The following is a 22,117-nucleotide window of genomic DNA, read 5'->3' as shown; positions in this document are numbered from 1 at the left end:
AAAATTACGAGAGCAAGCTTAAATAGGAGCGAAGTTAATTCAGTTACCTACTATCTTCCCAATACACAGTTAAAGCAACTGTTGCATCATGAGTTGTGCAAATAGCCCTGATTGATTTCCTAGTTCAACAAAACTACCCTGCTGCACTACTTTGCCATTTGCAAGTACGTAAATTCGGTCAGCGTTTTGAATAGTACTGAGGCGATGAGCGATCGCAACCCTAGTTACCTTAAGCTGTTGTAAACTTTCACTGACAATTGCCTGGGTTCTATTATCTAAAGCGCTAGTCGCCTCATCGAATAGCAAAATCCGGGGTTTCAACACCAACGCCCTAGCAATTAACAACCGCTGTCGTTGTCCACCAGAAAGATTGCTACCTCCTTCACTGACGATTGTATGCATCTGCATCGGCATCGCCGCTACATCATCTGCAAAACCTGCCATCTGGGCTGCTGACCAAGCTTCGTCCATCGTCACTAAGGCACCACTGGCAATATTCTCGAAAATAGAGGCCGACATCAACCGACTATTTTGCAATACCACACCCAATTGACGGCGTACAGCATGGACATCCAAAGAAGTTAAGTCTTGCCCGTCATAGTAAATCGTGCCAGATTTCGGGAATTCAAACCCCAAAAGTAACCTCAATAAAGTTGATTTACCGCTACCAGAAGGCCCGACAATGGCAATAAATTCTCCTGGTTCAGCACGAATATTGACATCATCCAGCGTCAAGGGACCATCATCGCGATAGCGGAAAGTTACCCGGTCTACAACTAATTTGCCCGATAACCTACCCGGATCTGCTTGAGCAGAAGTAATTTCCGGTTCAGCTTGCAAAATAGGTTGGGCCCGTTGCCACAAGGGTAAAACTTGCAAAACTTCCACAACTGTGCTGCTTAAGCTAGTGGCTCCGTTAATAAACGTCCCAAAAGCAACGTTGAATGCTAAGAAAGCGCCAGTGGATAAACCACCTCCTCCAGGAGTTTGGGACTGCCCAATTAAGCTAGTAGCAAACCAGAAAAGGGCAGCAGTCGTTAACACAGGTAATACTTGATTGATTACGGCGAGGCTGTCTTCAATGCCTTGGGTACTCAGCATTAATTTTAGTTGATGCGTATATTGTTTACCCCAGTAAGCAAAGGCGCGGGTTTCAGCTTTGGCGATTCGGAGTTTGGCAACTCCATTAATTAACTGCACGATCACACCAAAGATTTGTCCTTGTAGCTCTAGTAATGGGCAAACTTTACGGACAATAAGAACACCAGAGATGATAGTGACAGCAATATTTACCAGTGCCACTGCACAAGCTATGAGAGCTAAGGAAACATTGTAGTAAAACAATAGTCCCAGATTCAGGAGTGAGAACAAACTGGAGAAAATTGTTTTTAAAACTGTGTTACCCAGTCGCTGCCGGATTTGAGTAATAGCCGTGACTCTAGAATCCAAGTCACCAACTGAGAAAGAGCGAAAAAAGGAAACCTTCAAGTTTAACAATCGATCCCAAACTGCGGCTTGGGTGGAGGAATCGGCAAAAGTTTCCAGCCTAATCGTGGCAAACCCAAGGGCTAGTTGAAACAGCGTTCCGCCAAAGGCAGCAGCCACCAAAGCAATAGCAATTTGGCTCAACAAGCCTCGATTAGCATCTGGGATAGCTTTGTCGATTAGGATAGCCGTAGCTTGAGGTGTCAGCATTCCTAACAGACTGATGGTAATTCCCATTACTAAAACTATAATTAGTTCTTTGTAATGTCCTTGAAGGGCAAACTGAAGTAAATCAAAAGTTTTCAGCTTTTTATCAGGTAAAGGTCGATAGAATGCGTAGGCAGTCTTCGCTAGTGCTGCTGCTATTTGGGCATCGATAGAGATAGGCGTTCGTTCCCCAGGAAGGTAGAGTTTGTAACGTGTATCAGATACTGGTAGTAGTGCCACTGGCAGTTTATCAGCAAGCGTAAATGCCAACATCGGCCCGCAATCCTTTTGCCACCAGTTGTCCCGCAACTGAATTCGCCGCACGCGGATACGCGAAGCACGAGCGATCGCTTCTACAGGATCTTGGACTCGATTAGAATCTTCTGAAGCAGCTGGCGGACAAATCTTAATTCCTAATGCTTGTCCCACGGCACCAGCAGCAATTAGTAAGGCTTGGTTTGGGTCAGTTGCATCAAGATTACTACTGAATCCTAAACTATTATTTAGCCTGTCTGACTTTGGCTGTGGCAATACAGATGCTAATTCTGCTAACGTCTCTTGCATTACTTGGCTCTCAAGACGTTCTCTGGCTTGAAATCTCAGTAATTCTGCATCCATCTCCTGGCGTTGCAGCAGATTAATGCAGTGGAGAAAGTAAGTTTGTAGTTGGGACAAACCACTTAACAAAGAATCGATATCTTCTATGTCTGCGGTGTTAACACTTTTCAACTCCACAGTGTTATCTGCTTGTAACCACATATTTTCAGCCAAAGGCAACATTCCAGAGGCAGAAGTTAACGGCAGTTCTGCAAACCCCATCCATCTAGCCCGCCCTTGGAGAATTTGTACCCACGATATTTGATGCGGCTGGAAGATTTGGTCTTCGACTAAGGAGAACTGGCGGTTTTTTGGCAGCAATGTTGGTGTCGTTGGCGTAGTGATACCAGCAAGTACCGAACCTAATTGATAAATCCAGCGTTCTATCAGAGTTACTACTTCTTTATTAGCATCAGCAAACAACTGGTTAAAGTCTGCTCTGGATACTTTGAGAATTTCTGTCTCCTCAAGTGACACGGCTAAAATTTCTTGCTGCTTGCCCTCCAAACTTGGTGCGATCGCAAACATTGCCTGTCCAGCCGTGCTACTAAATAAATAGCGACGAGTGCCTTCGGGAACGCCATCATTAACTGCGATCGTAAATAGCGCCAAGTAACCAGATTTTACTAGCCAAATTGTCTCCGGGTCATCTAGCAGTAGCGATTCATTGCATTGAAAACGATAGTGTTGTCCTTTGAGGTTTGCAAAGGATAAGAGGGATGAGGGAGACACGGGGGACAAGGAAGTAATTTCTTCCCCTGCTCCCCCTGCTCCTCTGCTCCCCTGCTCCCCTGCTCCCTGCTCCCCTACCTCTTCTGTTTCCTCACTGCGAATTAATTGTAAATACGGCCCTTCAACTTGCTGCAATTCTGTATGGCTTCCCCGTTGGACTATCTTGCCAAGAAGTTGATTTTGTAGAAAATACTCCCAAAATTTTTCATGCAGTTTTTGTATCGTCAGATGAGGCGGAATAAAAACTCAGGTGAATTGAGATTTAGTTAAAGTAATTGGGAAGTCTAACTGTAAGTTGCTAGATGCTCCCATCCAAATTGGGTTAACACGCTTGTATTAAAACTTACGATGAGGTGCTTGTGTTTCAAGTTGTTGTTGGTCATAGTGACGATCCTGATTCTCAAAATGCGATCGCTGAAGTACTTCAAGAATGTAGCCGTTCTCTTGCAGGCTCCCTTCCCCAAGCTGGACTTTTATTCACTGCTATAGACTTTGACCATAGGTTAATTTTGCAACGCATCCAAGATGCTTTTCCCGGAATTGAGTTGATTGGTGGAACTACAAATGGAGAAATCTCCTCAATTCTGGAGTTTCAGCAAGATTCTCTAACCTTAATGCTGTTTGCTACCGATGAAGTGGAAATTTGGGCAGGTATTGGACGAGAAGCATCCAAAAATCCAGCCCTTGCAGCAGGGCAAGCGATCGCACAAGCAAAGGCAAAGAGTGCATCTGTACCACAACTGTGCCTTACCTTTCCTGATAGTCTAACGAGCAATGGGGTTTTAATTTTAGAAGGTTTAAAACAAAGCCTGGGAGAACATATTCCCATCATTGGGGGAATGGCTGCCGATGACTATGCCTTTGACAAAACTTACCAATTCTTCCAAGGTGAAGTATTGAGTGATTCAGTTCCAGTGCTGCTATTCTCTGGACAACTACTATTTTCCCACGGAGTTTCCAGTGGTTGGACTCCCATCAGCCAACGTAGCCGTGTAACTAAAGTCGATGGCAACGTAGTCTATGAAATTGATGGACAGCGTGCCTTAGATTTCTATCAGCACTATCTTGGTGAAGAAAGATTTGCATCCAACTATGCCATCCATGCCCTAGCAGTTTTTGAGGATCAAGATCATTTCTATTTGCGGGCACCTAATGGCTACGATCAACAGTCTGGTAGCGTGAAGTTCTTCTCAGATATTCCTGAACAGGCAGTTGTGCAAATTACTGATGCAACTCGTGACAATATTCTGTCAGCTTCTGAGACATCCTTGAAGAATGCTCTTGCTGATTATCCCGGCGTGGAGCCAATGGCAGCGTTACTTATTTCCTGTGCAGCTCGACGGCGAATTCTTGGAACTCTTGCAAGACTTGAATATCAGCTTGTCAAAACTCATTTACCAAAAGCATTACCTTGTTGTGGTTTCTATGCTTATGGTGAAATTGCTCCTCTAGTGGGCAAAGGCCAAACACAATTTCATAACAAAACCTTTGTCACACTGTTAATAGGGACAAAATGATTAGTGTATGGATAACCCTGACTTTTCCATACAGATTCAAGAGTTAGAAAAGACAAACCGCATATTGCACAAAAAGCTGGAACGCTGCCAAAATGAACGCCGCCAGTTAGAAACTGACATTGCAACAAAAGAGTTTTTACTTAAGAAAGTCATTTGTGAGTTAGAAGGCTCTCAAACAGACTTGCAGCAAAGAGGTCAAGAGTTAGAAAATACGTTAGATAGTTTGCATAAAATACAAGCTCAAATAATTCAAAGCGAAAAGATGTCTGCTCTTGGTCAAATGGTGGCTGGGATTGCTCATGAAATCAACAATCCCGTTAGCTTTATTTACGGAAATATCAGCCATATCAGCCAATACACCCATGACTTATTGCGACTTGTCCAGCTTTATCATCATTATTTTCCTAACCCACCCGTTGAAATTCAAACCGAACGCAAAACCATCGATTTAGACTTTCTAGAAAAAGACGCGATTATGGTATTGAACTCAATAAATATCGGGACAGAGCGTATCTGGGATATTGTGCTTTCACTGCGTAACTTCTCCCGCCTTGATGAAAGTGAGTATAAAGCGGTGGATATTCATGAAGGTATCGACAATAGTTTGATGATTTTGCAACACCGGCTCAAAGCCTCTGACAAAAGCCCAGAAATTCAGATCATCAAAGACTACAACAATTTATGCAATGTAGAATGCTACGCTGGACAGATCAACCAGGTGTTTATGAACATTCTAGTAAATGCACTTGATGCCCTCGAAGAACTCAATGCCAAACGAACTTATCAGGAAATTCGAGATAATCCTAGTAGCATCACTATTCGTACCTCTGCCATTGATTCACAGTGGGTGAAAATTACCTTTACTGACAATGGTTCTGGAATTCCCGAATCGATTCAAAAACAGATTTTCAATCCCTTCTTTACAACAAAACCTGTCGGTAAGGGAACAGGAATGGGAATGGCTATCAGCTATCAAATTATCACCGAAAAACATGGCGGCAAGTTAGAGTTTGTTTCGATACCTGGAAAAGGAACGGAGTTTGTGGTTCAAATTCCTATCCAGCAGCAAGTTTAGGAACTAATGTAACGTAACGCCTGCTTCTACGAGTAAACACTCTAATTCGAATGGCACTAAGAAAACGTGAAACCTAGTCAGGGCAGGGTGTAGGGGGTAGGGGGTAGGGGGTAGGGAACAAATCAAAAAAATGAACAACAAGTGCGAACATTAATAAACTTTTTCGTCACTACACCCAACACCCCACACCCAAAAGTCTTATGAATACTGGATTTGCTGATATCTTAGTGCCATTCCACTCTAACTCTGTTATGTCACTTGCGGAAAACAATAATCATAGCGAAACTTTGAAACTTTGATTAATAAGCTTTTGAGCTTTTCTTTTCTAACAGAAACTAAAATTTATAGCCAAAAACTGAGAATCAAGACTCTCAAGGGCTTTCAGGCATTGGCTTCTCCCAAAGTGACACAACAGGGCTAATTCAATTGCTACCAACGGCTACTTGACTCAACAGAGGCCACCAGTGCAATAAAAAACTGCTCTGTGGCAAGGAGTCCAGAGCAGCGCTTACAAAAAAAATAAATATGGGAGTTTTAAACTGTTTGGCGCGAGTTGAGGGTTAATGATTTTTGTCGAGGGTAGCTCCACTACAAGCAGTCTCGCTTTTCACACCATTTTCAAGCAAATTAAATCCTAAATTAAAAATCCTATAGTACACTAGCACTAGTTTGAGCCAAATTTTGTATATCTGCAAATTATTTAAAGCTTGCTTGAACTTTCTACTATCTCAAGTTGCTATCTAGCCTATACTCATGCGGGAGCAACAGCCAATTTCCATCTTTCTATGCGATCGCGAAAGCAACACTAATTGCTATCTAAGCGAACGGCGATCGCAGATGTGGTAATTGTCACTCCAGTGCAAGTCTACAACCTCGTCCTCCTGACAGTGGCAACTGGGAGTGGTGAAGCGTATTTAAAAAACACTCACCACAGAGGATTTGCAATAATTAATGCCGCTGCCGCCTGATTATCCAATGGTCTAGAGAAAAAATTTCCCTGCCCATATTCACATTTCATCGCTTTTAGGAGCGCTAGCTGTTCTGCCGTTTCTACCCCTTCGGCGATTACATCTACACCTAGTTTTTTGGACAGGATCACCATTGTTTCAACAATATCTAAATTTCCTTGAGCAACGCTGCCACCACTAACAAAGGAGCGGTCTATCTTCAACTGATTAATTGGAAAGTGGTGGAGACGACCTAATGAGGAATAGCCTGTACCAAAGTCGTCAATTGCTAACTTAATTCCTAATTTTCTCAGTTGTTTTAGCTTGATGGTCGCTTTGTCACTGTTTTCCATAATTACGGTTTCTGTAATCTCCAGCGTCAAACTTTGTGCATCTAGTCCAGTCTTCTGTAGAACTTGATTAATCTGCGGCAGCAAATTTTGTTGACTAAACTTAGTACTACAAAGATTGACGCTAATAGTCAAAGGGCGCTGCTCCAAATTTGACCACTGGGAAAATCGCTCTTGCCACTGCTGTGTCTGACGACATGCCTCATCCAACACCCACTCATCAATTCGGCTGATTAACCCGGTTGATTGGGCAGTTGACATAAAATACTCTGGCAAAACAATGCCAAGTTTTGGATGTAGCCAGCGCACAAGGGCTTCAAAACCAATTATCTTCCCAGTTTTTAGTAACACTATCGGTTGATAATAAATCCGAAACTCAAAACGCTCAATGGCTCGGCGCAAAGCATTCTCCAACTGCAATTGTGAGACTGCTTGAATGTGCATATCAGTGTTAAAAATCTCATAACACGCTTTGCCTTGTGCCTTAGCTCGGTACATGGCAATGTCAGCATCACGCAAAAATTCTTCTGGTTGGTTATAATTTGTACTGCTTAGGACAATGCCAATACTGACTGTAGTAAAGACTTCTTGCCCATCTAGCTCCACAGGAAGTGTTAGTTGATGTTGGATTCGCTCAGTAGCGTTGATCGCATCGTTAATATCTTTTATCCCTTCTAGCAGGATTATAAACTCGTCTCCTCCCAGTCTTGCACCTACATCTATAGAGCGCAAGCATTCTTGGAGCCTTTGAGCAATGACAAGTAATAATTGATCGCCAAATCTGTGTCCAAGGCTGTCGTTGATAGACTTAAAGCCATCTAGGTCTAGAAACAGGACAGCAAATAAATAATCTTCATGCCGTTTGGAATAATTGATCGCATGTTCAAGGCGTTTTATAAATGCACTACGGTTTGGCAGACCCGTCAGTGCATCGTGAAACGCAAGGTGCAGCAGTTGTAACTCCGCTCGTTTACGCTCTGTAATTTCAGTCTGCAATTCTTCATTTGCTTTTACCAGTTCCTCTGTCCGTTGCCTCACACGTTTTTCTAACTCATCTTTTGCTCGGTGCAACAATTCTTGGGCTTGTTTGCGTTCGCTGATATTGCACAGCAGCCAACGCCAGCCTACCTGCTGATGGGATGAGTTGTACACAATAGATGCTCTAATGCTAGCAGGGAAAGGTGTACCACCTCGTGGATATAGATAAATTTCCCAGTCTTGTAGCGGCTGCAAATTAGATATCTTGGCTCTAAATATCTGGCGGTCTTGTTGAGCTATAAACACAATTAATGGTTTCCCTACCAAAGATTTTTGGCTTACACAGAGCAAAGTTGCTGCTGCATTGTTAGCCTCTTGAATTATCCCGACACTATTAGTTACTAAATAACCATCTGGAGCAAACTCAAACAAATCTTGGTAACGTTGCTGCTGCAATTCTGACGTGTTACGGGCAGTAGTCAGCTCTTCATTTTGTTGGCGTAGTTCCTCGGACACGACTTGAAGTTCTTCAAGGGTTTGCTGAAGTTCCTCGTTAACTTTCTCTTGGTCAGTAAATTTTTCTTCCTCCAGTAAAAACAGCTCAAGTAAGCTAGTCTCAGTGACGATTCCTAGCAATTGCCCAACATTGTCCAAAATAGGTAAATGGCGAATTTGATGCTGATGCAATAACGACAAAGCTGTGAAAATATCTTGAGAATTTGATTGTGTGAGCGTAACAACTTGCTGCGTCATCACCTGAGCCATTTTCGCTCTGGATAAGTCCATCCCGGAGGTAACAAGTCTAACTACATCTTCATAAGTGAATATCCCTAATAGCTGCGTTCCCTCCATAACTAAGATGCAGCTAGATCCTTGCTGGCTTCCGATCTTTGATTCAAATGAAAAATTTAAGCTAGTCAGATCATCTTTTATATTTCGTTTCCGATTCATTAATCCAATAGCTTCAATTACAGTACTATCAGGACTAATTGTCCAAGGAAAACGATCAATAGCATCAGATAAATTAAGCAATCTCATTAGATAAATGCTAAATTTTATACATATTCTACACTCTTACTAATGAAAAAAAGAGTAGCAAAAGTTAGATATTTCATTGAGTTTTAAAGATTCAAGTTCTGCGATCGCTGATGCTGTTAACCTTTCTTGATAGGGCAGCCGCAGTTTTCAATTCATGGTTGTTAGAACTAGGTTTTGTTGGGTTGCAACAAGATAAGACGATTTCTCAAGGGCAGTGACTCTCAAAAAAATACTCTACTGGCTTACTCATCTCAATAGAGTATATAAAGTCACATTTATTGTCCCTCACTAAAGTTTATTTTGTATAATAATAGATATTTAGCCTCTGTATAAGTACTTAAAATATTGATTGTAGCGATCGCCAACTTTTCTTTTCCATTAATTCACCTCCACATAGTTAGTGGAGCGACAAATAAAAAAATGGTTAAACCAAAATATTTAGTTATTGAAGCCTATTCCGCAGATATAACCCAAGTTGCTAGTCATTTTTATGAGCGTAGGCGTAGCCCGCCGCAGGCATCGCTTTCAGACGATAATTGATAAATATTTACATTAGTTAACAATAAACTCATGGGTTAAATGATAATATTTACTTAACTTTCAAAAAGCAGTTATTGCTTTTTATTATGAAAACTCCAGAACTTCTGAGACGATACGCAGCAGGAGAACGGGACTTTAGTAACGTAAGCTTAATTCAGGTTTGTCTGACTAATGCAAATTTGATTGGGGTACACCTAAAGGGAGCAGACTTGATTGGTAAAGACTTAAAGGGAGCATATCTGACTGATGCACATATTAGTCAAGCGAAACTCAATCAGGCAACTTTTGCTGATTCACGAATGATTGAAGTATGCCTAATTAGTGCAGAAATGGTTGATGCAGACCTGAGTGGAACAGACTTGACAGGAGCAGATTTAAGTGGAGCTGATTTAAGCTATGTCAAGCTAGGTGGAGCCAACTTGAGGGGGGCAAACTTAGGTGAGACAGACCTCACCGGAGCGGATCTTAGGGGAGCGGAACTAAGTGAAGCTAACTTGAAAGGGGCAAAGCTAGCTGGGGCAGATATGGACGGGGCATATTTAGATAAGGCAGACCTGACTGGCGCAGATATGGACGGGGCAAATATGCGGAGAGTCGGATTAACTGGAACAAAAATGCCCGATGGAATAGTTCACGACTAAGTGACTTGAGTGATTTTTAACCTAAGTTTATACATCAAGGTAATAATGGGGCTGCGATGATAAATAATTACTGCCTGACAAATAAGTTGTTTATCCAAGGTTTGTTCAGGCAGTAATTAACACTATCTTAATGATGTTCATCATCCCATTATCCTCAGCAACATCTGGTATTGTAACACTAGCATTATTCAGCCTAGACAATGAAAAAATGTTGGTAGTGATAAATATATAGTAATAATAGAAATTTAGTATTTATACTCGGATAATTTAGTAACTATTTCCAGATTTTTATATTGCTTCTTATACTACAAAATAACATGCGGAATGTGGGTTAAATACTTAGCCTCGGCAAGGGGGTGTGTGCGATCGCTGTTCTAGCGATCGCCTGATGCTAGAATAAGTCTAAAATTAAGAACATTCATAATGTTACATGAATTTCTCTTAGCAGAACGTGACGAAATTCTCGCCTTGTGTTCAAAAAAGATCGCGCGTCTTGCTGATTCCATGAGTTCGAGCGACGAAATGGAAAGAGGATTACCTGTGTTCTACGATGAACTCATTGAGGTATTACGTGCTGATGCTGATATAGATGAATCTGGGGAAATAGATGAATCTGGGAAAGCACATAACAATTTTATAGAAAGTGTTCACAGAGCCGCAGCAGAGCGCCGGGGGAAAGAGTCGTTAAAACTTGGCTACAGCATTTCTCAGGTTGTTCATGGCTACGGCGCTCTTTGTCAATCTATCACTCAGTATATTCAGGAAAATAGTAGTGAAATAACATCCCCTCGTGAATTCAATCGATTAAATTTCTGCCTCGATATCGCTATCGCTGAAGCGGTTACAGAGTTTAATCGAGGTCAGCGCGAGAATGCAGAGCGGGATGAGGTTTTACGTCTGGGATTTCTAGCACATGAGTTGCGAAATGCGTTGACCTCTGCTAGTTTAGCTTCCCAACTTATAATCACAGGAAAAGTCGGAGCAAATGGAAGTACATCTCGTATTCTTGAAAATGCCCATAGGCGTATGAGAGACATTATTGATCGTTCACTTGTTGAGGTGCGACTGCGAAACGAATCAACCGGACAATATCAGAGATGTCGAGTTATTCACCTAGTCAGTGAAGTTGAGGCTACTGCATGGTTTGAAGCAAGTGCGAAATCAATTAAAGTGTGTGTTGAGGTAGGGCCTGAATTGGAGGTTTTAATAGATCGTCACCTAATAATATCTGCCTTATCGAATCTGGTTCAAAATGCCATTAAGTTCACGAAGCAGGGTGGGATTGTATGGATACGCGGTAAGGCTGTAGGTGGGCGTGTTTTGCTTGAAATAGAGGATCAATGTGGAGGACTCCCCCCTGGTGAGGCGGAAGAACTTTTTAAGGCTTTTTCTCAGATGGGAACAGATAGATCAGGATTAGGGATTGGGCTTACAATTTCACGACGCGCCGTATTGTTAAACAAAGGTATACTCTCAGTTCGCGATATCCCCCATCAAGGATGTGTCTTCTCAATTGATTTACCCAAAGCTTCCTCCCCTCTCCCCACTATAATCCTCTAGCTCCATCTTCGCTGCGCTCACTTATGTAAACTCCAACTATTTTAAAAGAGCCAAGTCATCTCTATGCTTATCAGTAATATGAATATCGACCGATTGCAAGAACTTAAGGCATTACGTAAAAATAAGTTGTACAAATTTAATCTAGGATAAGCTGTTAGGTTTACTTCGCAATCAAAAGTGTTCAAGTTATTTTTGCGCGGCTCCTAAGCAAAAACTGGCGAATGACGCAGACTTGTCCGATATTTGGCTATTTTATATGGATCATTTTGCGGATCTACCGGAATTCACTGACCTGGGTGAGCCTGCCTATAATGAATATCTAAATGCCGTCCTCCAAAAAACTTGTCAGCAGATGTTTGACAGGGCAATAAAGATTAGTGACTGTTTGGTGATCTACATAGCTCCATATCATTTATTTCATGGAGCTTTCTTTCTTAAAGGGAGTATTGGGGGCGTGATTTATTTCGAGGATATAAAAATTGGGTTAATTGCAGTGTCGGCAGATTATCCCCCTACCGATACGGTTAAGTATTCACGTTTTACTGAGATGATTCAACTGTCAGCTCCTAATAGCAATGACCGCAATTGAGAGAAACACAACTTATGGATGTTTCAAGAAGTGCGTAGGCTAGCAAGAACCGCAGGCATCACATTTCTTGACAGGGCAGCCGCAGTTTTCAATTCATAGTTATTAGAACGAGGTTTTGTTGGGTTGCAACAAGACAATTTCTTAAGGGCAGTGACTATCAAAAAAATACTCTACTGAGTTATTCATCTCAACAGAGTATATAAATTTATTCCCTCTCACTAAAATTTATTTTGTACAATAGTAGAAGGGTTGCAGATTTGAAAAACTCAAGAAAAATAGAAATAAGCGCGGACATTAAAAGCTTTTTCCTCACTACACTCTACACCCAAAAGCCTTATAGATAATCGATTTGCACTTATCAAGTCTACCATAACCAAATAGAAATTCTAATACTTTCTAGCTGATTACTCAACATGAGAAATGAAAAACGCAGATATTACAGTATAGCCAACAAAAAAAATCACAGTCGAAATCATAAAAAACTCCTTTTTTAGCCAAAGATTAACTAATATTTACCTCCTTTTAATTTATAGTTAATACTAAGTGTAAACATCTACTAAAAGACTACTCTATTAAATGTCTAGAGGATGACTCGGCTTAACAAAATTATCTTTCATAGTCAGGTGAAGTATATCTGAGTAATTACAGTCATTATTGATATATACAGAGCACTAACAAGTTAGTAAAATTATTCTGGTCTGAGCAGGGTTACTCACTTAAATACGAGTAAAGAAGAATATGCTGCTCAAATCACTATATCTGACAGCTAACAGTTCGTGAGCAGAAGCTCCTCTAGCTTAAGATTGCCTTTGAGCAACGCTAATTGTTATCTATTAGGGTTTTTATGCTTTGTGGGATCAACTAATCTATATGATTGGTCAGATTCACTCGTTGGAGGAAAGGGATTTCCGGCAGTTGATGTTATCTCTAACCCTGTGCCTTTTCCGTCAGAATTAATTACTTCGTACTGCCCACTGATGGGAGTACGTTCCCCTGGACTATGCAAAAAAGATTGAGCCGACTCTGATTGGCTTAACTGTGTAGTAACAGGACTGTAAACTATAGTAAACTGGCTTTTAATTTCAAAACCTGGAAGATAGCCACCGTGGAACGGGATATCTGACAACTGACTGAACGTGCTTTTAATTCCTGAGATTGGTTGAAGCAAGTTTTCGTTGTTTTGGCTCCATCTAATAATTTGTGCATCTAGCAATTCTTGAAACTCAAGAGCGTGTACTGCTGCCTCATCCGAGGGAGTTTGGCTATCCACAACAATTGATAACTTCAGAGTCAACAAAAGTATCGTTTGTATTTCTAAAGAATCGTCTACCGAGGTAACTTGTGTACAAGACTCGTCTACATAAAAACCAAATTGGCTTTTAAAAGGTGAAAAACTCTGTGTTTGAAGTTGTTGACTAAGATATGGTAGCAATCCGGTATCGGCATCTAATAGGATTTGGCGAACGATTGGTATTTGTATCATAAATACTCCACAAGCTTTAAATTAAACGTTTTCTTGACCAACAATTTCACTAGATTCAACACTTTAAGACATCCATCAAACTGACGAGAGTTAGCTCAATCCCTCTACCGATTTACTTAAAACATCTTTGATGCTGCAATATGCCAGATAATTGCTCGCATTCCTTATTCTGATTCAGCAATTCGTGGAAAAAAATAACCGTTACCTCTTGCTGTAATAATGAATTCTGGGTCGTTGGGGTCGGATTCTACCTTTGTCCGCAATCGTGAAATATGCACATCTACCACACGGGTGTCTGTATTCATCTCTGGTACAAAGCCCCACAATTGCTGTAATATTTCGACCCTTGAAAAAATCTTTCCCGAATGATTAACTAACAACTCTAATAAGCTAAATTCTATACCTGTCAATCGAATGCGTTGCTCATTTTTATGGACTTGCCGCTTACTTGTATCGATTTTTAGGTCGCCTGCATGAATTATCCCAGAGTTAGGAATAGTATTGATACTGGTTTTGTAGGAGCGCCGTTTTAGTACACAGGCAATTCGAGCTTCTAGTTCCTTGGGTGAGAAAGGTTTTGTCATGTAGTCATCAGCACCGAGTTCCAGCCCAGTGATTCGGTCTGCTACATCTGCCAAGGCTGTTAGCATGATAATTGGTACGTCTGATTGTTTCCGTAATTCTTGACAGACACCGTAGCCATCTAGCTTTGGCATCATTACATCTAGAACTATCAAATCAGGGGTCAACAGGCGAAAAGCTGACAAAGCTTCTTCACCATCACTAGCTGTAACTACACTGTAGCCAATCATTTCTAGACGCGTCTGTAAAATTCGACGGATGCTGGCTTCGTCATCGACTACTAGGATTGTGCCTTTATCACCTGATAAGTTTCTCAACGCTGTTCCTCCACAGCGAGAACTCTCAACCATCTATTATCTGCTCATTAGGAGTCAAAACCGCAAAACAATCTTGAGTTACAGTCATGAGTCAAGAAGCGATGCCTGCGGCGAGCTACGCTTACGCTTAATACTTGCATCTGTGCAACAGATTATGCTGGAACATCAACCCGAAAACAGATTTGTACACAATTAATAAATTATTCAGCAAGGGACTCGTATTTTCCAGAGTTTTGCAGTACAGTGTTTATTCTGTGCAATTATTAATACCTATCTTCTTATAACTTTACTCAGACAAATTTTAAGCCAATGCCTTCGAGGGAACAGCCAATGAATACTTCTAATGATACAGATACTAAGAAGATCATCAAAAAATCTGACAAGCTCACCCTGAGACAGATGAAGTTAATCGAGGAGGCTGAAGACCAACTTCTTAAAGCTAATACTGACAATTCTACTGTCCCTGTGGTTGAGGTTGAGGAGAAACCAGTAATCACTCAAAAGCCTAGAGTTCCTGACTATATTCCGCACCTTGACAATCCTCCAGTACAGTCTGTGGGAAACTCTGGCTGGCAGGTTTCTGATGTCTGGCGGGATATTCGGGTAGATGATTTTTGTGGGTAGACCCCATGATTACAGAGCGTTCATGCATCTATACCCTCTGTACCCCTTTCAATTGCATTGGTTGAATCTATGTATGACTCCTGATTTGATAATCCTTTAACCACCTGTATTAAAGCTAACTGCATTTCTGGCGTAAATTCCAACTTACCAGAACGCAGATGTAAATCTAACTGAGCAAAAGGAATTTCAATTTCTCGTTGCTTTAATACTTCGTAAATAATGTAGTATAAATCACTTTTGAGCAAAAATTGTTTATTAGGTTCCGCAGTCCAGACTAATAACTCAAAATTTAAGGTGTTGTTGCCAAACTCTTTAAACAGTACTAGAGGCAAAGGAGTCTGCAATACATTGGGATGCTTAGAAGCAGCCTCTAACAGAGCAGCTTGCACGGCTTGGGGATCTGAACTATAAGCAACGCCAACGGGGAGATGAAGGCGAGAAATCGGGTTGCGGTGGCTCCAGTTGATTACTTCTTTTTCTAGGAAGCGAGAGTTGGGTACAATAATTGAAACGTGGTCAAGGGTACGAATCTCGGTACTTCTGGCACCGATTCGCTCGACAATACCTGTATATTCCCCAACTTCCACAAAATCTCCAACCTGAATCGGACGCTCAAATACTAGTACTAAACCACTGCCAAAATTCTTAGCAATATCTTGTAAACCAAAGCCAATTCCAACGCTTAAAGCACTTACTAAAATTGTCAAAGAGCTAATGTCAAGCCCCCAGATTTGTAGCAGTACCAGTGTGCCAATAAAAATTAGACCATATTTTAAAAGTATTATAATCGCTTCTTGAGCGCCACGATTGATAACAGTAAAAGAGAGAATCCGAGAACGTAAAAAATTGGTTAAAGTTCCAGCAAAGATAACTAAGCCAAACAACAAACCAACCAAAACTATTAATTCAGTAAGGGAGTAAGGATTCTTTCCTAATGTCAGAATAGGTGAGGTAAAACTGGTAATTAGGATATTTGAAATTTGGTAGCTCCATTGACGAGTGAAAGGAAAGAGATTAGTAATATAAAGAATCGCACTCATCCAAAGTCCGATACGCATACTTGCCAACACTAATTTGAAAAATAATTCTAATACTTTAAGTGTTTCCGAATTAGGTATGGCATTGCTAGTAGTTAAGCGAAGTGAAGCTACTCGGATAAAGTGATGCTTAATCCATCCCAATAGCCAACTAAATCCCACAGTTATGAGTAAAATTGCTGCTGCTATAAAAGTTGTTTGTTGAAGATAGGTTTTAGTTCGCTCTAAATGAGCTTGCTGTAACGCTCCTTCAATTTCCTGCGCCCAAATGTTAGCCTGCTCATCAAGTGTACTACCTGGAACAGTATCTTGTTGTGTAACTGTTAACAGATAGCGGTCATTTAGCAAAATAGTAGGTAGCTGGTTGCGTTTTTCAATCTTAACTTGAATAGACTCAGAAGCGGAAATCACATTTTTTAGTTGTGAATTGATTAAATTTGCCCGTTCTTGAGCGCTATATTGACCAGAATCGCTGATCCCAAAAAGCTGTTGTCCATCCAAAATAACTGGAGCTTTAGTTAATGCTTGAGCAACGATAGGAGTGAACCAGGAAAATAAAACAAAAGTTAGTACTGTAATCAGAATATTAAAATATTTTGATGGTAATCGTAAACGATGAAAATCAAACATAAAGACTCTAAGCAGATGTTTTTACTTTAGCTAATTTATCTTAACTAAATTTCATCGCAATCAAATTATTTTTTTAATAGTTTCTCTTAGCATTACTTTTTATGGAGTAGAAACATTCACTTTTTCAGGTAGGATAGAAGACAAGATAATAAGAATGATCCTCTATAGCAGTTCAATGGGTAAACGAAAGAGAAAAAATCACAATATACCCTTCTTTTGGATGGTAGAAGAACAAGAAAATTTGTTCATTGCTCCTACTGGTAACGAAATAGTTACAGATGCTGGATGGGAGAAAATTTCCTTTGAAGAAGCCAGAAAACTGTTTAGTCCCGAAACTTTTCAAGAGTGGTACGAACTGTTCCTAGAAAATATAGATATCTCGGAAATACTTTCAGAATCTAACGTAGATATAGATGTAGATGATGAATCAGCAATAGATAACTTTTTACAAAGTAGCAATTGGACACCAAAACAAGCCAATTTAGTTGTAGCGAAGGCTATCTATAAAAATCATGCCTGGGTGAGAGGATTGCTGATTTCTACACCTGATGTTGAAGAACCCTATTTTCACAATTATGAAATGGAGGCAATTCGTTTAGGAATCCAATTGTGGAAATACATCTTTGAAGATATTCCAGTAATTAATGACTGCAAAGATGCTGTCAGACATTTACATGGGAGATACGCCCTCATTGGCTGGCAACCAAGAAATTGTGTCACAGCAGCTCACAACCTAAAAATATCTCAAGCTACTAAGGTTTACAATGAACTTCTCTGGGATGAAGATTGGGTAGGTGAAGAAGACGAAATTTATTAGTCAGGAACTATAAACTCTACAACACTGGAAAATATACTCCCCATTACTGATGACTGGATAATAATAGAGTTACCGAGAAATAAGACCAGAAATCTTTGAAGAGCCTAAGAGCGATGGCGTAACCTTAATGAGCCAGTGGCGATCGCTCTAATAATAACGTAGCGTCGGTGCGGCGTACAGGCTCTTTCAAGCGATTTATGGACGGATGCTTGGAGCGGGGTAAAGCACTTAACAGAAATTGTTGAACTTTTTTATTCCCATAGGCTAAGGCAACCGCCTGAGCAACTTTTGTAAACTATCTTTGCACTCAGTCAAAGTTATAGTTGCATTGTGCCTATAATAAGTTACGGCTAACTATAACTGGAAGTTAGCATCCTGTAAATGGTTATCGCTTGGATGACGCATCAAAGGCGATACCAAGACAAGCAAAATTTATCGGCAGCGTAATAGTTTATATTCCGTTGCCAACATGCACCCTCCGCGATCGCATGTTGGTGAAAGTGTTGTGTCTAGGGAAAAGTAGTTTTTATCGTAGTTTATATCGGATAAAAGATAAGGGTAGGTTATTTTGTCTTCACACCGCGATCGTGTATACTGAACTTTTAAATTCACAGCCACCGAGTGCGATCGCATAATTATTGTGAATAACCCTGAACTAAATAATTTACCTCCGATTAAACTCATTCCTCTGAACGCCCAAACAGCATTGCTGACTGGGCGCACGGCTAGTACAAGACCACCAACCGATATTCGGTGGGTAAAAGTTCTGGAATTTTTACGCAGCAACAATCTCGCACCAAACAGCCGCAAGCTTTACGAACGCGAACTGAAGCGGTTTTTGGCTTGGAGTGAGCTGCACTATCATGAACTGCGTCCACGTCATCTTGCGCTATATAAAGAATATCTCCGTGATGAAATACTGACTGATGCTGGCAAACGGCTTTCAAAAAGCAGCATCAATGCAGGAATTGCGGCTCTCAAAAGCTTTTTCAAATGGATGTCTTACACATATCCTGAAATTATTGCTACGAATCCCACACTGGGGATAAAACTGGAAAAAGTGCCACTGCCACCAGCCCAGAGTTTAACCCTAGAAGAGATGGAGCGGGTGTGGTCAGCGTTGGAATTATTGGGAGAAACAAAGCAACGAGATACAGCACTCGTCCACATTCTCAGTCATGGACTGCGGGCTGGGGAAGTTGTGCAGTTAAATGTTGGCTCATTTGATGGCAAGCTGCTGTTTTTACCAGATACTAAAACTAATGAACCGCGCCTAGTGCCACTGCGAAAAGAGAGTCGGGAAGTTTTAGCAGAGTATTTACAATTGCGCTCACAGCAAGGAGAGGTGTTGTCCAGCCTTAGCCCACTGATGATTTCACACCATGCTTCATACAAAGGTGAACGCTTGAGTTATCACGGTATTTACTTCGCTGTAGAAAAAATTGGTGAAATAGCTCATATTGAGGATTTGCACCCTCACTCCTTTCGCCACACCTATGCCACTGACTTATTGCTATTAGGAGTTGATCCCAGCCATGCCCGTAAGCTAACGGGACATCAAAGCGAGAAAGCGTTTCGGCGCTATACACTTCGCAGTGAGCAAGAAGCTGCGATCGCTGCTTACTATCGCGCCATTGGTGAGGACGAAGTGGAGTAGACTATGCCCAAACCATTAGATCCCAAGTGCCAGTTATGTGCCAAGTTGCCAACAGCTAAAGCCAAGGTGCTGCATGGGACAAATGGGGATGGATGCTGGAATCCTAAAGTTTGCCATAATCGCCGCTCCTTCTACCGTCGTCGAACCAATGATAATTCCGCGCAACTAGATGCCATCACCGTCGAACCGCCAGCAACATATTTTGCTGTGTTGTATTTGTATAAAGAACCAGGGGATAAGCCATTGCACGCCTTGGGCGCAGAACTCTGGCTGGGGCAACAGCCTATTTGTCGCTTAGAACCAATTCACTGCTTTGGGTTAACGGCGGGTAAAATACGCACTTATACAGATCAGGTGTTACAGGCTTTTGCATCTCAATATAGTGTTTCACTATATCAATATAAGGATATGTTTGAAATTACCTCAAGTTACTGCCCAGTTCGTCCTTGCCCGTTACATCCAGAATCCTAGAGATGGCCACATACCACCAATTAACAATCTGGGATCTGCTGGATGAGCTGTCCGAATCTCCACCAACTTCTTCTCTTGATGCTATGTGGGATTGTTTGGATGCCGAGCTAGAAAGTTTACCCTTGGAAGCACAGTTATTAACCGCAGCGCTTGCCTTCAGTCAAATTGCGGATATTCTCAAGTCTCGTGCCGAAGTGCTGTTGCAAGATACCCGCGATCGCAATAGTCTTTTGGGGCCAATTATTAGCACTGATCTATTTGCTGGTCTAGTACGGACAACAATGCACCTAGATTTAGATGATTTGATTGAACCGCAAACACCACAAACCTTTAAACCACACGGCCCACACCAATATTCATCTCCTACTGAGTTGGGTGATTCTGTAGCAGCACCTGTTGAAAAAGCGAATGTTTTGGCAATGCTCGATGAGGTGACAACTTTAGAAGATGTTCGCAATTTGGCATCAGACGAAAATGTGGAAAAATGGCAGAGCGCGATCGCTAACTACCTGATAAATGTCAAAGATGAGATTTCTTTAGTTAAACTGCAACGTGTGTTACAAATGCCGATGGTGGAGGTGTGGTTGGGATTATTGTTGGGTAATTTTACATTAGAACAGCGTGGTGATTTTTATCATAACCATAATGTCTGGGTGAAAAGCTCTCCGGATAATTCGCTACTCCTCACCCTGATCTGGTGAGATAGGTTTCTTAAATAGTGTTTTCAGTAGGACATTTCTTATCAAAGCTGTAGAAGCCAATCCAGCTTTCCTTAGTAATATCTCTAATGATGTTTTGGTTCAACAAATCGCTGATCTTAATCCTGAAGAACAGAAGCGGATGATAAACATTTACTTAGAGCGCGTTCGAGGCTAACAGTAACTTTGCTGATGATTTACAAGAATCTATTAACGGTGCTGCTTAAATTACACAAATAATTTAAGAGAGCGTTCTCATAATTGCTTTTGCTGAATCCTAGTAACTCTGCTAGGATTTAGCATTTAATGAGCAAACTAAAAACCAGAGGCTATCGGAGCGATCGCAGAAGGCAGTCTATGCAATATACTAAGCCCCACTACCACAGTGTAGTCACGATAATGCGATCGCGGGAAGCTGTTTTTTCCTGCTTTTTCTAAGTTGCGTAGCTTGCCCGCTGTAGGCATCGCAAGCCACATCTTCGTTTTGAGGGCTAAGGCTAGTGAGTTGCACCTCCCATTGAGGATTTGCGTTAATCATGTGGTGCATCATCACTACTGCATACTTGGCGTTGCTGAATCAAAATATGAATCAGGCGATCGCTGAAATAAAACTTGTAGCTCACATCGTGAGCGGTACTGAACCATACTTGAGATAATGTATAACCAGTCGAATAGAGTGTCTCAGCATTTCTTCTGACTTAGAATAAGAAAAAGTTTTACGATGTAGCCGAGCCAAGTAATGTCTAAAACCACTGTTTTCTCAGATCACGAGTGTCATATAGGTTTTACTAACAATATGGTCTTCGTCGCTAATAAAACAAGGATAAACGGGGTAGCCATCTGTGACGTAAAAATAAGAGTGCCAGCAGCTTATAGCCTGCCACAAAAGCTTAAAAGTGTTGGAACTGTGATCTCCTAAAACCCAAGCTATAACTCCGAGAATATGCTTATTTACTGCTGTCCACAACCAAATTTTGTTTTTTTCTAGCAATAAAGGTCTCTAACTCATCAATTTGGGTGATTTCTGATATTTCATCCTTTTGCGGTGTGTCAGGCAAAATATTAAGCTAAAAAACATTTAAATTGCATAATCTAATTAAATATAACTTTTGTAGGGTGGGCAAAATGAGCGCCCATATTATGCAATTTAAATGTGGAACAGCTTACCAACCTCTTTTACCCAATTGATGACAGTCGTATGATAGCGAAGCGTTAGCGAGTCCGCGAGCGTCTGCACTTTTTTCACTCGTTCTATTGCCCGAAAGCCAGAACCGTTGACATACATTTCTAAGCATTCGCGCTTGATTTCTTCTGAGTAACCTTTCGGTTCATAAGAATCAATAAACTGACGACTACATTTCACACAGATGTAATTTTGCTTACCTCTTTGTTTACCATTTTTGCGAATATGGGTTGATGCACACCTTGGACATTCCATAGCGATATCCCTCTTCTGTCACTCTCCGGAATGAGCAAGTAGTAACCAAGTGAAATTATCCAGAAGCATAATAGGGTTTAAATTGATTCATTGCACTAATTAATTGA

17 protein-coding genes and 1 pseudogene are annotated in these 22,117 nt (G+C 41.1%); 11 read left to right on the top strand and 7 right to left on the bottom strand.

The annotated features are described in order from the left end of the window. Nucleotides 1-69 precede the first annotated feature (69 nt). Nucleotides 70-3,021: an NHLP bacteriocin export ABC transporter permease/ATPase subunit gene (locus V7K53_RS31485; protein WP_335201433.1), complete on the bottom strand. Its 2,952-nt coding sequence runs from the start codon at nucleotides 3,019-3,021 to the stop codon at nucleotides 70-72. A gap of 359 nt (nucleotides 3,022-3,380) precedes the next feature. Between V7K53_RS31485 and V7K53_RS31480 the strand changes: the two genes are divergently transcribed. Then, on the top strand, nucleotides 3,381-4,538 hold the full coding sequence (locus V7K53_RS31480; RefSeq protein WP_335201401.1) for an FIST signal transduction protein: 1,158 nt from the start codon (nucleotides 3,381-3,383) through the stop codon (nucleotides 4,536-4,538). 7 nt (nucleotides 4,539-4,545) lie between these two features. Next, the gene (locus tag V7K53_RS31475; protein WP_335201400.1) at nucleotides 4,546-5,613 is read left to right on the top strand and encodes a sensor histidine kinase; all 1,068 of its coding nucleotides are present in this window, start codon (nucleotides 4,546-4,548) and stop codon (nucleotides 5,611-5,613) included. A gap of 925 nt (nucleotides 5,614-6,538) precedes the next feature. Here the strand turns inward: V7K53_RS31475 and V7K53_RS31470 are convergent. Beyond that, a complete protein-coding gene (locus V7K53_RS31470) occupies nucleotides 6,539-8,926 on the bottom strand; it encodes an EAL domain-containing protein (RefSeq protein WP_335201399.1) in 2,388 nt (795 codons plus the stop codon). Between the two features lie 626 nt (nucleotides 8,927-9,552). Between V7K53_RS31470 and V7K53_RS31465 the strand changes: the two genes are divergently transcribed. From V7K53_RS31465 to V7K53_RS31455, 3 genes are all read left to right on the top strand, one after another. Beyond that, entirely contained in the window at nucleotides 9,553-10,107 is a 555-nt protein-coding gene (locus V7K53_RS31465) for a pentapeptide repeat-containing protein (protein ID WP_335201398.1), read from the top strand. Between the two features lie 504 nt (nucleotides 10,108-10,611). Next, nucleotides 10,612-11,667, top strand: coding sequence for a sensor histidine kinase (locus V7K53_RS31460; RefSeq protein WP_335201397.1), 1,056 nt, complete (start codon nucleotides 10,612-10,614; stop codon nucleotides 11,665-11,667). 256 nt (nucleotides 11,668-11,923) lie between these two features. Next, entirely contained in the window at nucleotides 11,924-12,256 is a 333-nt protein-coding gene (locus V7K53_RS31455; RefSeq protein WP_335201396.1) for a hypothetical protein, read from the top strand. Between the two features lie 826 nt (nucleotides 12,257-13,082). Here the strand turns inward: V7K53_RS31455 and V7K53_RS31450 are convergent. Both V7K53_RS31450 and rpaB read right to left on the bottom strand, forming a co-directional pair. Beyond that, nucleotides 13,083-13,739, bottom strand: coding sequence for a hypothetical protein (locus V7K53_RS31450; RefSeq protein WP_335201395.1), 657 nt, complete (start codon nucleotides 13,737-13,739; stop codon nucleotides 13,083-13,085). Between the two features lie 164 nt (nucleotides 13,740-13,903). Then, on the bottom strand, nucleotides 13,904-14,671 hold the full coding sequence (gene rpaB, locus V7K53_RS31445; protein ID WP_335201394.1) for a response regulator transcription factor RpaB: 768 nt from the start codon (nucleotides 14,669-14,671) through the stop codon (nucleotides 13,904-13,906). A 297-nt stretch (nucleotides 14,672-14,968) separates the two neighbouring features. On the opposite strand from rpaB, the gene V7K53_RS31440 reads away from it, so the two are divergent. Continuing rightward, a complete protein-coding gene (locus tag V7K53_RS31440) occupies nucleotides 14,969-15,262 on the top strand; it encodes a hypothetical protein (RefSeq protein WP_335201393.1) in 294 nt (97 codons plus the stop codon). Nucleotides 15,263-15,282: 20 nt separating this feature from the next. Here V7K53_RS31440 and V7K53_RS31435 read toward each other — a convergent pair whose 3' ends face one another. After that, the gene (locus tag V7K53_RS31435) at nucleotides 15,283-16,929 is read right to left on the bottom strand and encodes a mechanosensitive ion channel family protein (protein ID WP_335201392.1); all 1,647 of its coding nucleotides are present in this window, start codon (nucleotides 16,927-16,929) and stop codon (nucleotides 15,283-15,285) included. A gap of 220 nt (nucleotides 16,930-17,149) precedes the next feature. On the opposite strand from V7K53_RS31435, the gene V7K53_RS31430 reads away from it, so the two are divergent. From V7K53_RS31430 to V7K53_RS31410, 5 genes are all read left to right on the top strand, one after another. Next, nucleotides 17,150-17,746 (top strand): hypothetical protein, encoded by a 597-nt coding sequence (locus V7K53_RS31430; protein WP_335201391.1) that lies wholly within the window; start codon nucleotides 17,150-17,152, stop codon nucleotides 17,744-17,746. A gap of 392 nt (nucleotides 17,747-18,138) precedes the next feature. Next, complete coding sequence (locus V7K53_RS31425; protein WP_335201390.1) at nucleotides 18,139-18,381, top strand: hypothetical protein; 243 nt, start codon at nucleotides 18,139-18,141, stop codon at nucleotides 18,379-18,381. Between the two features lie 2 nt (nucleotides 18,382-18,383). Then, nucleotides 18,384-19,403, top strand: coding sequence for a tyrosine-type recombinase/integrase (locus V7K53_RS31420; RefSeq protein ID WP_335201432.1), 1,020 nt, complete (start codon nucleotides 18,384-18,386; stop codon nucleotides 19,401-19,403). A gap of 3 nt (nucleotides 19,404-19,406) precedes the next feature. After that, nucleotides 19,407-19,874 carry a hypothetical protein gene (locus tag V7K53_RS31415; protein WP_335201389.1) on the top strand — a complete coding sequence of 156 codons (468 nt, stop codon included), beginning with the start codon at nucleotides 19,407-19,409 and terminating at the stop codon, nucleotides 19,872-19,874. Nucleotides 19,875-19,876: 2 nt separating this feature from the next. Beyond that, nucleotides 19,877-20,575 carry a hypothetical protein gene (locus V7K53_RS31410; protein ID WP_335201388.1) on the top strand — a complete coding sequence of 233 codons (699 nt, stop codon included), beginning with the start codon at nucleotides 19,877-19,879 and terminating at the stop codon, nucleotides 20,573-20,575. A gap of 312 nt (nucleotides 20,576-20,887) precedes the next feature. Here the strand turns inward: V7K53_RS31410 and V7K53_RS31405 are convergent, their stop codons facing one another. Next, nucleotides 20,888-21,037, bottom strand: a complete 150-nt coding sequence (locus tag V7K53_RS31405; protein ID WP_335201387.1) for a hypothetical protein — start codon at nucleotides 21,035-21,037, stop codon at nucleotides 20,888-20,890. 154 nt (nucleotides 21,038-21,191) lie between these two features. Then, a pseudogene (locus V7K53_RS31400) lies at nucleotides 21,192-22,010 on the bottom strand (IS1 family transposase). Nucleotides 22,011-22,117 lie beyond the last annotated feature (107 nt).

Origin of the sequence: Nostoc sp., assembly GCF_036917355.1 — a bacterium.
Taxonomy (GTDB): Bacteria; Cyanobacteriota; Cyanobacteriia; order Cyanobacteriales; family Nostocaceae; genus Nostoc.
This window is presented reverse-complemented; position numbering and strand designations above follow the sequence as displayed.